Consider the following 14,707-nt stretch of genomic DNA (forward strand, 5'->3'; position numbering starts at 1 on the left):
GAAAAAATGAAATTTGGATTACATAACTTGAAAATCATGGTAATATATAAAATGTTAATTTCATATATGAATATATACGTATAGGAGGAGAAGTAATTTGTCAGATTTACAGACGAAGTTAGGTAGTGGAATGAATAAGTTACAAGAAGGAATAGAACAAGGGAAAATGAAGTTGCAAGTTGCACAAGAAATTGCTCAATTGAAAAAGGGAATGCAAGTGCAAATGCAGAAAAAAGCAGAGGTTCTATTAGAGGTTGGGCAGCAAGTGTATGTTCAATTAAGAGGAAGTGGAGTAAATGAAGCGAGCTTAAAAGAAATGATTGCTCCAGTTCAAGAATTTGATGTAGCTATTTATCAAGCAAGAAAGCGCATTGTTGAATTGCAAAAACAACAAGGTGAAAAAGCTACATGTGAATGTGGTGGACCTTTATCAATAAATGATAAGTTTTGTGGTTCGTGTGGAAAATCTAACCCGATGTTAGCGGTAGAAAATGAAGGTGAAACGGTAAATTGTATTTCATGTAATGAGCATATCGATAAAAACTCTACTTACTGTCCAGTTTGTGGAATTAAGCAAAGTGGGGAGTGAATTAAATGTATTGTCGCACATGTGGAAAACAACATGGTGAAGAAGTAAATTATTGCCCAAATGAAGGTAGTATGGAGATTGCAGGAGCTATAGATGCAGTAACATTAGAAAAAGATACTGCAAAATACTGCAAAGGTTTTGGCAGTGAAAATGCTCAAAAAAATTTATATTGTCAAAAGTGCGGGTATTCTTTATCTGTTGTGAAGAAAAAAGAACAATCTGTAAAATTGCCTACAATGGATGGTGCTCCTAAAGTTGAATTTAAAGCAGATAAAGCCGTGTTACAAAAAGGTTTTATTGGTGGGGCTGTTGCAAGTATTCTCATGTTAATTGCTGGTTGGATTGGTAGTTTATTATTTGCTTCTATGTTAAGTGAGATGTTTAGCAAATTTGCGAAAGAATTAGAAATGTTGCCAAGTTTTTATTCGAGTGCAACTTCTACGATGTTAAGTTACCATTTACTTGGTTTTACAGCTAACGATGATAGTGGATTGATATTTTCTTTATCTTGGCATACTCCATTTACATTATTATTAATCATTCCATTTATTATTTTCGCTGGTACAGGAATTTGGTTAGGGAAACAGCATGTTGCGAAAACGATTAAAGATCAAATCTTTATGGCAGCAACAGTTGGTATTATTTATGGCGTCTTTTTATTCATTATAAGTTTTATAGCATCACAATCTTTTGCAATTCCATTCTCAGAAGCAGGTAAGATTACGGTTGGCTATTCAGCGATTAAGAGTTTATTGAGTGGTGTTGTATGTGGGACATTATTTACCTTATTAGGATTTATTGCTCATACAAGCAAAAACAATATGGCAGTAGCATTTCAAGAGTTAATGCCATATGGAGCGTCTGTGTATTACGGTGTTTCAGCTATGATAAAAGGACTATTAGTAACAGCGATAGCGGTTTGTATTATGGCGTTAGTAAGTAAGGAAGACGGTATTGAACCATTAAAAGAAATAACAATTTTAAAATCTGAAAGTACATTATTAGCATTAGAGTTAACACCTCAATTATGGAGTATGGCTCATTTTGCGCCGTTAGAAGTATCAAGTCCAGCACTTAGTAAAGAATTTACTAGAATTGGTAAGAAATCAAATACATATGAGAGCACGCTATCGTTTTCATTTATATCAGGCGTCTCTGTAAATGGCGTAGAGCTTAGGGAGATATTGATTTCAAAAGGAGCAAATGAGGAAAGCCTTGCAGAATTTGATAAAGTGAATAATGTATTCCATTATGGTTTATTACTGCTTATTATTCCATTGTTCTTTATGTTTAGAGCGGGAAGAAAGTTAGCTAAATTACCGACCGCCAATATATATATTACATTAGCGGTATGTAGTGGTTCTTACACAATTATGATGATTGTAATGAATATGATTTCTAAGTTCCAAATTAATGTTTCAGGAACGGTAACAGGTTTATTTGGAACAAGTGGAACGGTATTATCTATGCAAAATTCATTTATATATTTAACTTTGTTTAGCTTGATTGTGACATATGTAGCGGCATTTGCTGGAATGAAATTAGCTAAAAAATAGGAGGAGAGCACGTTGAAGTTTTGTGGAACATGTAAAAAGAATGTTGCAGACCATTTGAACTTTTGTCCTGAGTGTGGGAGTAAAGTAGAAGTAATCGTTGATAACACTGCTGCTTCATATACAGAATTACAAAGCGAGACAAAATCAGTGAAAAGTAAGAAAAATTTATTTTTGATCATTGGTTTTGCTGTTATTGCTGCATTATTATTTGGGGCATATAAATTTGGAGCATATAAGTTTTCAAAAGAAAAGCAAGTAAATGTAATGATTGAAGCATTCCAAAAGAAAGATATTAATGCAATTGATGAGTTTGTAAAAGCGAATGATTCAAGCTTAAAGATTAAGACAGAGGATATTAAAGCGTACATGCGTTATTTAAAAGAGAATCCTTCTTACAACAAACAATTACTGTCTTATTTACAGAAAGAGACAGTAGATCAAAAGTTAACTAAAGATAAATCTTCATTTAAGGACGGGGAAATAGTAGAAGAGGGAAAAGAGTGGTTCTTATATCCAAAGTATAAGTTCAGCATGAAATCTTATTATATGAGCATTAGTACAACTGCAAAAAATGCAGAAATACATGTGAATAACAAAAAAGAAACAGAGCTTTCTAGTGATAAAACTTCGAAAGAGTTGGGGCCATACTTCCCAGGTACATATGTTGTAAAGGCAACGGCGAAGACAGAACTGACTGAATTAGAAACAGAGAAAGAAGTAGATTTAGCGGATGAACAGAGCGAGAAGGTGAAAGTGGATTTATCGCTTGAAGGTAAGTATGTAAGCATTTCTTCTGATGAAAGTGATGCAACTGTATTTGTGAATGGGAAAAAACGTGGAAAATTAAATTATGGAAGTTATAAGCTTGGCCCTGTATCCACAGATGAAACAGTAGAAGTACATTTAGAGAAAACTACTGATTTTGGTGTGATGAAATCTGAAAGTGTTAAAATTGGAGACCAAAGCACGTATTACTTAAAATTCCCGAAAGAAACATCAAGTTCAGCAGTGGGCGAATTTGTAAGAAATCATATTTATGATAACGTACGTGCAATTTCATTAAATGATTTTAGTTTAATTGAAAAGAATTATGATAAGAGTGGGAAATCGTATAAGGAAGACCGTGATTATATACAGTATTTACACAAAAAAGGAATTACAGAAGACTTATTAACGATGGAAGTTCGTAATGTAGAGCGTCAAAGTGATACGAAATATAAAGTAACGACATATGAAGAGTATCATATTCGTTACGGTGATGGATCTGTGAAGTTCAAAAGTTTTAATAACGAACATATTGTAACTGTGAATGGAAATGGAAAGATGTTGTATCATTCTCTTGGTGCAAATAATACGTTGAAATCAGAAGATGTATCTGGTCCAACTCGTTAATATGAGAGAAGCTGTTCAATATTTGAACAGCTTCTTTTTTGTAGCTAAATCGATATTTCGTGTCCAACCGTTGATATATCGTAAGTTATGATAGATATAATTGAAAAATCGTTGATATATTTTTTTACAATTATGAGTGTGTTTCCTTTAATATTTCTTGTACATATGGATCATGTAATATTTGCTCTATAATTGGTAACATGTTTTGTTCAAATGGAATGTCGATAGGAAATGGCTTTTGAGAGCCTGGTTTTATTCCATATTGCACAATTTTGTAATGTGTATTGTTTTCAGACTTGAGCACAATTAACTTATAGCGTTTATCATCGCCAGCGAGTGAAAAATCAATAGAAGTAGCGTTATATGTCACTTCATCTTTATATATGTACGGTTTTGGCGTACCAATCCAGTCTACTTTTGCTTGTACATTCATGGGCATAGCCTCCTTATATGTATTATAAATAAATACAAGCCAGCTCTCAATAAAGAGAACCGGCTTGTAATTTAGCAGTTATTGGTTATTTTAAAATTTTCACTTTAACAGTTTTGCGTCCCCATTTTTGAGCAGTGCTATCTGATCCAAGTAAGATATCGATACGGTTACCTTTAATTGCACCACCAGTATCTCCAGCGATAGCTTCTCCGTAACCTTCTACCCATACTTTAGATCCTAATGGGATTACTTTCGGGTCAACAGCGATCATTTTCATGTTTGGATTCGCAGTTAAATCATGACCCATTGCAGTTAATACACGGCCGCCATATGTGCCACCGTTTTCGCTCGGGTGAGCTGTATATGCTGTAGCTACAACTGTTAACTCACGACCACCAGATGGTTCGCTAGTTTCAGCAGCTTTCACAGCAGGCTTAGCAGCTGGTTTTGCTTGTGCTACAGGTGTTTGAGCCTTAGCTGGTGCTTCAGCTTTAGCAGGAGCCGTTGTTTCTTGTTTCTCAATTACAGGTGCTGTACCTGTTAAGAAAGGAACATGAACATAAGCTGTTTTCCCGTTATATTCAAATTGTAACCACTCATTTTGTACTTGGTTCGTTGTTTCGATTACATCGTCTTTCTTCAACTTTCCAAGAACCTCTGAGTTTGTGTTCGCTTCAGCACGTACGTTTAATACGTTAGCTGTTACGTAGTAGATGCTTTTTGTGAACTCTGCACTTACGAATGCGTCTTTACCGTCTAAAGTAACTTTTGACCATCCGTTCTCTGTATTTTGTACATCTATTTTATTACCGTTTAGTAATTTACCGACAACTTTTGATTCCGTAGTAGGGTTTTCGCGTACGTTTAGTACATCTGTTGTTACAACAGTTTCTGCATTAGCAGATGATGTGAAAATCCCAAGACCAAAAACTGCTGCTGTTGCTATACCAATTAATTTTTTCATGATAGCCTCCATTGCGTTTGTTTTCGTGTCCTCATTATAGCAACAGATTTTTTCGGATTTGGGGAAAACACACAATTACAAACCATTCGTAATAAGTCGTTAATATCCTGTAATATAACAAAAAATATAAGAAAGCGTTTTTCATTCTATATGAATCATAGGTTTCTAGTTATATTCAAAATATTTAATACAACATGTTTTTTTCGACGTAAATAAAAATATTACAGTAATGTTACATAATGTTTACTAAACGATTACATTCCTTGAGTATTTTACCGTTTTATGGGTAATATAGTTATATAAACATAAACATTTTGTTTGTGAAGCTATAAACACGTGCTATATACTAGAAAAAAAACCGCATAATTGTTACAAAACGAAAGGGTTGCAAGGAAGAAATTTGCCCTTTTTTACATATGTAACACATCCTTTTTTAGGAAAATACATTCCTATCCGCGTTTTTCTCACACAATTTGACAGCAGTATTTCTAGCTTGTAGCTCTTGCAGAGTGAAAAGGTTATACGAAAGGTAAGGCTGTCCATAAGAATTCGAATTGGTGAAGGTGAAAGTAAGAAAATCACCGCAAAATTATAGTTTTCTATCCGATTTTACATATCGGAATTTATGTTATTTACAAAAGCGAAACCTACGAAGGGGGATTTGATGAGGAAACTGACAAAAACATTCATCGTTTCATTAACATTATGTATTGCATTTACAATTTGGGGGATTATTCCCGAATCTATTATTGGAAAAGGTAGTTTAGGAAATGTAACAACCGCAATTCAAACTGCATTAGTTAGTAAGTTCGGCTGGTTTTATATTATTTCCGTTTCTATTATTTTAGGTGTGTCTATCTTTTTAATTGTTTCGAAATACGGTTCTATTCGTTTAGGTAAAGATGATGACGAACCTGATTATAGTTATATGACATGGTTTGCTATGCTATTTAGTGCTGGTATGGGTATCGGCTTAGTTTTCTGGGGCGTTGCTGAACCATTAAACCATTTATACGCACCTCCGTTTGGAGAAGGTGCAACTGAGGAAAGTGCGCGTCTTGCACTGCGTTTTTCATTTTTCCATTGGGGATTACATCCTTGGGGACTATATGCGTTTGTAGCGTTATGTATTGCTTACTTTACCTTTAGAAAAGGAAAAGCAAGTACGATTAGTGCGACAGTAGGTCCGTTATTTAAGGGCGGGGAACACGGGCGTATTGCTCATTCATTTGATGTGTTAGCTGTTTTTGCAACTGTGTTCGGTGTTGCAACGTCATTAGGTCTCGGTGCAAAACAAATTGCAGGTGGTGTTAGCTATTTAACATCTATCCCAAATTCATTAACGACACAGTTAGTTATTATTGCAATCGTAACAGTATTATTTATGTTATCTGCGCAAACAGGTCTGGATAAGGGAATTAAATATTTAAGTAATACGAACATTATTTTTGCGTTTGCACTTATGATTATTGTATTATTTGCGGGTCCAACAAACTTTATTATGAATTACTTCACTTCAACAATCGGTTCTTATATTCAGGAATTACCAAGCATGAGCTTCCGTTTAAGTCCATTAGACGAAGGTGGGAACCAATGGATTCAATCGTGGACAATTTTCTATTGGGCATGGTGGATTGCATGGTCACCATTCGTAGGTACGTTTATTGCTCGTGTTTCACGAGGTCGTACAATTCGTGAATTTGTAATCGGTGTGTTACTTGTGCCGACCGTAATTGGTGCACTTTGGTTCTCTGTTTTCGGCGGAACAGGTATTCATATGGAGCTGTTTGGTGATGCACATATCTTCGAAAAAGTGAAAGAGATGGGAACAGAAGTAGGATTATTCGCTATGTTCGATCAGATGGGCAGCTTTGGATCAGCTTTATCAGTTTTAGGTATTTTACTTATTGCAACATTCTTTATTACATCTGCAGACTCTGCAACATTCGTTTTAGGGATGTTAACGACACATGGTAGTTTAAACCCACCAAATCGTATTAAAATGATTTGGGGTATCGTTCTAGCCGCGATAGCTTCTACGCTATTATATATTGGCGGATTAGAAGCATTACAAACGGCAGCTATTATTGCAGCGTTCCCGTTCGTCTTTGTTATTTTCTTTATGATGGCAGCATTATTTAAAGAGTTACAAAAAGAAGGACGTATGAAGCGTCATTAATAATAGAAGGAAAAGAGCTGATTTCATATCAGCTCTTTTTTTATCCCTCTATTTGCTGAGCAGTAAGAACCCCACCTCAAAATTCAGCAAAAGCAAATAAATCGAGCTGCTTGTAAAAGCCCCATTGGTGATGGCTAATGAAAGTTTCACTTTATATAGAAGGAATTTAAAATGCGGGTAGGGGAAATAAAATACTTTACCACATAAGTAGTATGCCTTTTATACGAAGAAAAAACGATAGGTTTCGACAATATTCGATCCCTTACGAATTCTATTCATATTTTTGACAAAAAATTGTCGGAAATGTGTTGTCACGTTTATATATATGTGCTATATTATTTCCTGTAAGCGATTTCAAATAGTTTTAAAGCGCATTCAAGGGGGACATCTAGAATAATGAAACGTTACGAAAGAAAGTGGAAGCATATTTGTTTGAAACGTGTGGCACATCGTAGTGTCCAAGAAAGCACGGAACCTAAGACTGAAACGCGCAAAGAACAGCAAGAGAAGCAATTGGTTCTACAAAAATAGCAATCACTTTTTCGTATATAAATGAAGGTCGATCGTTCGTTGGGGGATGGACGTGAAATTACTTTCAGCTAAGGGGTATTGTCTGATATATAATTTATACGGCAATAAATAAGCACAGAGCATACGGCGCTCTGTGCTTATTTTTATTATTTATCTTTTTTGAATCGAACTGTTTTATCCCAGCCAATGACTTGTTTCTTGCTCTTTGCACGTAAGTATAAGATTAAGCTACGAATAAATAAGTACGTAAAGAGCTGTGCGTACGTAAAGTACATAATAACGCTAATAAAAATATTAGTCGGTGTAAAGGTTCGTTAGACACTCTGGGCACTAAATAATTGAGAAACATATGTAATATATGCGACATACCACATAAATAGTAGCGGAATGCTATATTGAATTTGGAATATCCCGAGCAGCCCAATTACAAACCAAACGTTCGAAATGATTAGGAATAGCCAAAATACAACATACACTAGAACTTGTTGTAAGGAATGAACAAGCAGCTTTCCTTTAAAGAAACTTAGTGATGAGAACATTTTTTCTAAAATATATAAATTCCCTTGGAGCCAACGTGTACGCTGTTTAATAAGAATTTTTAAATGCTCTGGTTCTTGTTCCCAAGTAACTGATTCTGAGACGATTGGTAAGAGATAACCTTTTTGTGTAATTCGTAATGTTAATTCAGCATCTTCTGCAATTGCATAAGGGTCATAGCCACCAAGCTCTTCTAGTGCGGAGCGACGAAGAAGCATATTTGTTCCTGTCAGTGAGCCTGTTTGGAATAGTAACCAGCGTCCAGATTGCATAAGGAGCTGGAAGATTTGAAATTCTAGCGAAATCATTCGCGTCAACCAGTTTCTTTTTTCGTTTACTGTACGAACGTGTCCAACAGCTCCAACAGCATCTTCAGTTGTTTCAGCGTGCTCTACAAGCATTCGCAGTGCGTGTGGTTCAGGCTGGTTATCTGCATCGTAAACACAGAAGTATTCACCATCTGAAATACTAAGCCCGTAGTTTAATACACGTGATTTACCCTTCGGTTCACCGGGAGGAACACGAATGTGGCGAATATGAGCATAAGCTTTGTCGAAATCATCGCCGATTTCAGGTGTTTCATCTTGAGAGTTATCATTTAATAAATAAATAGTTAGCTTTCCTGGATATTCAATCTTCGCCATCGCCTCTAAAGTATCTTTAATAACGACACCTTCATTATGGGCAGGTATGAAAATATCGACGCTCGGATAATGTTCTAGCGTACGATCTTTTCGTTTACTATTTCGGTGAATTAGGCCCGCGATTGTTAATAAAGAGTAGTAAACGAGTAAGCCAGAGAATAGAAAAGCCGTAAAAATAAGTACATATTTAATTGAAAATGTGATACTAATCCAAAAAACGAGTACGCAAAACAGAAGGAATAAAAGAAGTATAACGAGAGTCATCATAACAGGGTTTGTCCTTTGTTTCCAATTTGCTCGCGTGAAATTTTTATATCTCGGATTGCTTCAGCAGCAAGCCATTGCTCCATTTTTGGCTTTAGGCGGTTCATTACAATGTCAGCACCAGCTTCATTTGTGTTTTGTAATAAAATAACTAGCGTATTATTATCATATTTAGCAGCAAGGTCAAAATCATTCCTTACTGTTTCAACTAATAAAGAAGCTACACGGTTCATAACACTTTCCTTCGTATATTTACTAAAGGAAGTGAAATCAAAGTAAATGATAACGCCTGTTTCATTACGACGATTCATTGCAGTCGTTAATAACGCTTGGCGTCTCTCGAATTCTTGTCTTGTTAGTAATTTTGATTCTCCAATATATTGTTCTAATGTTCTCACACGCTCAGTTAAAGTTTTATTTTCATGAATCACTTTTTTCAATAGGTGAGTTGTTATATATACAATGAAGAAGTTAGCTGCCATCAGGAAGTGGATAATCATATATTGCCATTGATCTGATGTACTCCATAAGTGAAGCCATGCTTGATAGAACAAATAAAATACGGAAATAATGGTTCCTAGTATGAAGAAAACAAATGCTGTTTTGTCAGCTAAAAATAAGAATAGTACATTTACGATTACGTATATTATTGTAAAAATGAGCGCATGCTCATATTTCGTCACATGTACAGTAGTAAAATAAAATACAATTTGTAAAATCCACATAGAGAGGATTTTATAGAATTTATCTTTCACAAAACTTTCCTCCTTAAAGCTATTTCATCAATAGATACTTGTAGTATGCGCAATTATTAAGAAATTGACCATGTCGTTACACTCTTTTGAAGGGCAACAACAAGTAGTATCTCTATTTTCATCGGAAAAATAAAAAGACTTAAAGATTATTGTATCATAATGTTCTTATATTTGGGATAAAGTGATTAATAGATGCATAAAAGACGTTTGGATTGCATGAAAAAAGTCTCCTCTTGTAGAAAGAGAAGACTTTATATAAGTTTATAGGAACATCATACCTGCAACTGCTGCATTTAAGAAGTTCGCTAATGTACCAGCGATAACTGCTTTAATCCCTAATTGTGCAATTTGTTTACGGCGAGTAGGAGCTAGCGTTCCTGTTACACCTAATTGAATTGCGATAGAAGAGAAGTTTGCGAATCCACAGATTGCGAATGTTAAAATTAGATTTGTCTTGTCAGAGAAATCTGCCATGTGTGGTCCTAAGTTTGCGTATGCAACGAATTCGTTGATTGCAAGTTTTTGACCAATAAAGCTTGCTGCTTGTACAGCTTCACCTGGAGAAACCCCGATTAAGATTGCGAATGGTGATAGTAAGTAGCCGAAGATTAAATCAAGGCTAAGTTTAATATGGAATAAAGACCCAACTAATCCTAATAGCCCATTTAATAAAGCGATTAATGCGATGAAAGCCATTAACATTGCTGCTACGTTAATAACAAGTTGCATACCTTCAGATGCGCCGCGTGCAGCTGCATCAATAACATTTGCGTCTTCACGTTCTGTAGAAAGTTCAACGTTATTATCTACTTTTTCTGTCTCTGGCATGATTAGTTTCGCAATTAATAAGCTCGATGGAGCCGCCATAATTGCAGCTGCTAATAAGTGCTCTAACGGAATACCCATTGCTGCATAACCGACAAGAACGGATCCAGCAACAGCTGTCATACCGCTTACCATAATAGTGAAGAATTCACTATTTGTTAAGCGTGCTAAGTAAGGTTTAATTAAAATTGGAGCTTCAGTTTGTCCTAAAAATACAGTCGTTACTGAGTTTAGGCTTTCTGCTTTAGAAGTTCCAAGAAGTTTACTTAATGCACCACCAACGATGCTAACAAGTTTCTGCATAATACCGAAATAATATAAGATTGCTACTAATGAACTAATAAATACGATTGGAAGTAGTGCTTGAATAAAGAATACAAATCCCCAAGGTCCCTTTGCGTTGACTAAATCCCCGGTAACGAACTTAATTCCCTCGTAAGAAAAATTAATTAATCCTTGAACACCGTCAGCAGCGTGTTTTAAACCTGCTTTACCAGCGTCCCATCGTAATACGATAAATGAAAATGACATTTGTAATGCTAGCGCGATTAAAATTGTGCGCCAATTAATAGCTTTGCGGTTGGAAGATAGTAGAAAAGCAATTGCTAATACTCCAATCACGCCGCCAATTCCCCATAAAAGATTCATGCAGTGTATGCTCCTTCCTCATAGTAAAAACAGTGTATAAACCAGTTGTCTATACGTTTGCGAATATAACATCTTTAGTAACTTATCATAATGGACATCGGAGGTCAAACGTCTAATGAAAAGTTTAAATAAAAAGAAAATTCTTCAAAAAAACACATATAAAATAAATAGACATGAAATAGGTTATGTTTTTTATGAAAATATATACATTATGATAACGTTATGCATTGTTTTTGTAGAATAAAGTGTATGAAATGGAAGAATGGATACATTATTTTTATAGAGGGAAGCTAGGGGAAAGGGAGTAATGTGTTGAAATCGTACAAAAAAGCCTTCTAGTAAACTAGAAGGCTTTGAAACTATTAATTAAGGTGCTTTCGTGTATCCTAAGAAGTGGCTCTTCCAATAAGAGTTACTTAATGAAGCGATTGCTACACCTTTATCTCCAGCTTGGATAAATGATCCGCCCCCAAGGTAAATACCCATGTGAGAAGGACCAGATTTATAAGTGTTTTGGAAATAAATTAAGTCACCAGGTTGTGGACTTGAAGTTTGTGGTAGGCTACTCCAATATCCTGCAACACTTTGGCGGCTAATGTTATGACCAAATTTCTTAAATACGTGGTAGATGTAGCCACTGCAGTCTACGCCGTTAGCAGAAGTTCCGCCCCAAACGTACGGTACACCTTGCATTGATTTTGCATATGCAAGTACGGAAGAACTGTCGCCGCTATTGTTGCCTGTATTATTATTGTTGTTATTGTTTTGATTGTTATTTTGGTTATTGTTAGGCTTATTATCTACTGCGCCTCCAACTGGTGTTTTAGATAGGTAACGTGTTCCGATATAACCAGTTTGCCCGTTGTAGTTAATTTTGCTCCATCCAGAGTTTTCAGAGATTACTTGAACCTTCTGACCTTGTGGAAGTGCGCCTATGATTCTATAATTTGTACCTTCGCCGCTACGTACATTTAGTGCAGAAGCATTAATGTAGTAATCGCCAATTGCACCTTGGTTAGGTTGTTCAGGTTGTTTTGGTTGCTCAGGAGTAGTAGTGCCACCTTTAACGAATTTTACAAATTCGCTACTAACAAAGCCTGTTTTTCCTTGGTAATTTACTTTAAACCAACCGTTTTCAGATCCAACTACGTTTAATGTGGTGCCGTTTAAAACGCCACCAATTACACTATGGTAAGCGGCAGGGCCTGTACGAACACGTAAAGATGTAGCGTTAACTACGTAAGAACCGCCAGTTTGAATAGTTCCATTATTATTGTTTTGCTCTTGTTTGTTGCCTTCTGTAACGTTTTCGTTAGAACCGCCTTTTGTTACATAGTCTTTGCTTATATAAGCAGTTTGTCCTGCGTAATTGATTTTGAACCAATCTTGAACTTCTCCAACAACTTGTACTACTTGTCCTTTTGTAACAGAACCTACAGTTGTGTGAGAAGTGCTAGGACCTGTACGAACGCGAAGGGAAGATACATTTACTGTATAGTTTCCGCTTGCTGGTTTTACTTCTTGGTTGTTATTATTCGTATTGTTGTTTGAAGAACCTGCATTAGAAGAAACGCCAGATACGAATTCGCCACTTACATAACCTACTTGTCCATTATGGTTAATTTTCACCCAACCATTTTCTTGTCCAATTACGTTTAATGTTTGTCCTTCATATACACGCCCAGAAACAGAACTAGATGTGTTAGGAGCTGTACGTACACGTAATACATCAGCGGTAACTTTATTGTTTCCACCTGTACTTACATTGTTGTTTGCTGCGCCACTTTTTGATACAAATTCGCCACTAACAAAGCCTGTTTGTCCATTAATGTTAATTTTGAACCAACCGTTTTCTTCGCCAATCACGTTTAGTGATTGACCGTTATAAACGCGTGAGATGATGTCGTGAGAAGTGTTTGATCCCGCACGAACATGTAATACGCTCGCGTTTACCTTATAAGATGAGCTGTTTGATGCAGAAGCTTGGACAGTTGTAGCAGCTTTTTGTGTATTTTGTTCAGGTGCAGCTTGAACACTATCAAGTGTAGGTGCTGCTCCTCCTGCTACAGACACTGCCGCAAGACCGGCAAGATACTTTTTCATAATTTGTCGATTCCTTTCTGTCTGTAATGTAGTGAAGAAATATTTACCAACTGTTAAAAATTCTAAAGAGCATGTCGATTACTGTCAAGACTTATATAGGAATCTGAATATGACAAAAAGATTACAAGAAAAAAATCAAGGCATAAAATTACACCTTGATTTCCATTTAAATGCATATATTGAATATGAAAGGACAGAAATTATTCGTGTTTAAGAAGATGCCATATTGGATTGTAATAAGATTTGATTAAAAGATTTTTGCAGTTTTTTGGTGATAGGCCCAACTTGCCCATCTTGAATCGCGGTCCCATCAAGGTGGGTCATTGGTAAAATTTCAATCGTTGTGCCTGTAAAAAAGCATTCATCTGCTTGATAAACGTCACGAACGCTGAAAAGTTCTTCCTGCACAGGAATGTGAAGAGTATTCGCTAAAGAAAGGACATATTGACGAATAATGCCATTTAAAATAAGGTGATTGGCTGGATGTGTGTAAAGCGTTCCGTTTTTAATTAAAAAGAAGTTGGAATGGCTTCCTTCCGTTACAATACCGTTCCTTACGAGAAGTGCCTCTTTACAGCCTTTCCGTTCAGCTTTCGTAGCAGCTAGTACGTTTGGTAATAAATTTAATGATTTAATGTCACAGCGTAGCCATCGAGTATCGGGTTCTGATATAGCGCGTATACCATATTCAATCCATAAAGCCGGTCGTTCTTTTTTTGTAATATAGGCATAAATTGTCGGAGGGTTGTCATATGAAAATACATGTGTGCGAGCTTGTACACCACGAGATACTTGCAAATAAATGGTGCCATCTTCGTGGAAATGGTTTCGTTCAATTAATTTGTAAAGTAAAGTGATGAGCTCAGCTTTTGAGAAAGGGAGCGATAATTCTACTTCTTCCATGGATCGATATAATCTCGTTATGTGCGGATCTAATAAATGAAAGTTCCCTTTATATAGGCGAATAACCTCATAGACACCATCTCCGAACTGCGAACCTCTTTCTTCAAGTTCTATGTACGTTTGTTGTTTTGTTGTATCAATAACTTCATCATTCCAAAGTACAAATTTTTCGTATGCCAATTTCCGTCCCATCCTTTCGTAAGTACGTAAGTAACGTGAAACTTTCATTCATGCGAGATAAAAATCACTATAGTAATTTTTATGTGAGCAATTCTCTACATATGACCATATATGTATTTGTAAATCATAGAGAAATAAGGATGATCTACCCCGCATTAACGGCAGTAAAGCCCCTACTTACAAATTCCGGTAGAGCAAAGAAGT

11 protein-coding genes and 1 pseudogene are annotated in these 14,707 nt (G+C 35.9%); 5 read left to right on the forward strand and 7 right to left on the reverse strand.

The genetic code is table 11. From position 1 onward, the window contains the following. The first annotated feature begins 97 nt into the window (after nucleotides 1-97). The 3 genes from QCI79_RS14705 to QCI79_RS14715 are packed head-to-tail and all read left to right on the forward strand — an operon-like array spanning nucleotide 98 to nucleotide 3,537. Nucleotides 98-589, forward strand: coding sequence for a zinc ribbon domain-containing protein (locus QCI79_RS14705; protein ID WP_001281755.1), 492 nt, complete (start codon nucleotides 98-100; stop codon nucleotides 587-589). Nucleotides 590-594: 5 nt separating this feature from the next. Then, complete coding sequence (locus tag QCI79_RS14710; protein WP_021727873.1) at nucleotides 595-2,145, forward strand: hypothetical protein; 1,551 nt, start codon at nucleotides 595-597, stop codon at nucleotides 2,143-2,145. Between the two features lie 12 nt (nucleotides 2,146-2,157). Beyond that, nucleotides 2,158-3,537: a zinc ribbon domain-containing protein gene (locus tag QCI79_RS14715; protein ID WP_021727872.1), complete on the forward strand. Its 1,380-nt coding sequence runs from the start codon at nucleotides 2,158-2,160 to the stop codon at nucleotides 3,535-3,537. Nucleotides 3,538-3,667: 130 nt separating this feature from the next. Here the strand turns inward: QCI79_RS14715 and QCI79_RS14720 are convergent, their stop codons facing one another. Then, nucleotides 3,668-3,970: a DUF3910 family protein gene (locus QCI79_RS14720; RefSeq protein WP_001102537.1), complete on the reverse strand. Its 303-nt coding sequence runs from the start codon at nucleotides 3,968-3,970 to the stop codon at nucleotides 3,668-3,670. A gap of 85 nt (nucleotides 3,971-4,055) precedes the next feature. Next, nucleotides 4,056-4,934, reverse strand: coding sequence for a cell wall-binding protein EntA (locus tag QCI79_RS14725; RefSeq protein ID WP_021727871.1), 879 nt, complete (start codon nucleotides 4,932-4,934; stop codon nucleotides 4,056-4,058). 664 nt (nucleotides 4,935-5,598) lie between these two features. On the opposite strand from QCI79_RS14725, the gene opuD reads away from it, so the two are divergent. Continuing rightward, nucleotides 5,599-7,113 (forward strand): glycine betaine transporter OpuD, encoded by a 1,515-nt coding sequence (opuD, locus tag QCI79_RS14730; protein ID WP_001230117.1) that lies wholly within the window; start codon nucleotides 5,599-5,601, stop codon nucleotides 7,111-7,113. A gap of 396 nt (nucleotides 7,114-7,509) precedes the next feature. After that, a complete protein-coding gene (locus QCI79_RS14735; protein WP_000833067.1) occupies nucleotides 7,510-7,644 on the forward strand; it encodes a hypothetical protein in 135 nt (44 codons plus the stop codon). A gap of 146 nt (nucleotides 7,645-7,790) precedes the next feature. Here the strand turns inward: QCI79_RS14735 and QCI79_RS14740 are convergent. The 5 genes and pseudogenes from QCI79_RS14740 to QCI79_RS14760 all read right to left on the reverse strand — a co-directional run bounded on the left by QCI79_RS14740 (nucleotide 7,791) and on the right by QCI79_RS14760 (nucleotide 14,515). Further along, a pseudogene (locus QCI79_RS14740) lies at nucleotides 7,791-9,092 on the reverse strand (glycosyltransferase family 2 protein). Further along, on the reverse strand, nucleotides 9,089-9,844 hold the full coding sequence (locus QCI79_RS14745) for a diguanylate cyclase domain-containing protein (protein WP_000653221.1): 756 nt from the start codon (nucleotides 9,842-9,844) through the stop codon (nucleotides 9,089-9,091). Before QCI79_RS14745 ends, QCI79_RS14740 begins: the two are co-directional and overlap by 4 nt. Before the next feature lie 261 nt (nucleotides 9,845-10,105). Continuing rightward, nucleotides 10,106-11,317 carry a NupC/NupG family nucleoside CNT transporter gene (locus QCI79_RS14750; RefSeq protein WP_021727869.1) on the reverse strand — a complete coding sequence of 404 codons (1,212 nt, stop codon included), beginning with the start codon at nucleotides 11,315-11,317 and terminating at the stop codon, nucleotides 10,106-10,108. A gap of 366 nt (nucleotides 11,318-11,683) precedes the next feature. Further along, on the reverse strand, nucleotides 11,684-13,420 hold the full coding sequence (locus tag QCI79_RS14755; RefSeq protein ID WP_000760289.1) for a C40 family peptidase: 1,737 nt from the start codon (nucleotides 13,418-13,420) through the stop codon (nucleotides 11,684-11,686). A 210-nt stretch (nucleotides 13,421-13,630) separates the two neighbouring features. Then, entirely contained in the window at nucleotides 13,631-14,515 is an 885-nt protein-coding gene (locus tag QCI79_RS14760; RefSeq protein ID WP_074595267.1) for a D-amino-acid transaminase, read from the reverse strand. Nucleotides 14,516-14,707 lie beyond the last annotated feature (192 nt).

This window comes from Bacillus cereus group sp. MG1 (assembly GCF_040460035.1).
GTDB classification, from domain to species: Bacteria; Bacillota; Bacilli; order Bacillales; family Bacillaceae_G; genus Bacillus_A; species Bacillus_A cereus.

Coding starts and splice junctions, on each gene's coding strand:
- QCI79_RS14710 (WP_021727873.1), top strand. CDS start 595: ATGTATTGTCGCACATGTGGAAAACAACATGGTGAAGAAGTAAATTAT.
- QCI79_RS14720 (WP_001102537.1), bottom strand. CDS start 3,970: ATGAATGTACAAGCAAAAGTAGACTGGATTGGTACGCCAAAACCGTAC.
- QCI79_RS14725 (WP_021727871.1), bottom strand. CDS start 4,934: ATGAAAAAATTAATTGGTATAGCAACAGCAGCAGTTTTTGGTCTTGGG.
- opuD (WP_001230117.1), top strand. CDS start 5,599: ATGAGGAAACTGACAAAAACATTCATCGTTTCATTAACATTATGTATT.
- QCI79_RS14735 (WP_000833067.1), top strand. CDS start 7,510: ATGAAACGTTACGAAAGAAAGTGGAAGCATATTTGTTTGAAACGTGTG.
- QCI79_RS14750 (WP_021727869.1), bottom strand. CDS start 11,317: ATGAATCTTTTATGGGGAATTGGCGGCGTGATTGGAGTATTAGCAATT.
- QCI79_RS14755 (WP_000760289.1), bottom strand. CDS start 13,420: ATGAAAAAGTATCTTGCCGGTCTTGCGGCAGTGTCTGTAGCAGGAGGA.
- QCI79_RS14760 (WP_074595267.1), bottom strand. CDS start 14,515: ATGGGACGGAAATTGGCATACGAAAAATTTGTACTTTGGAATGATGAA.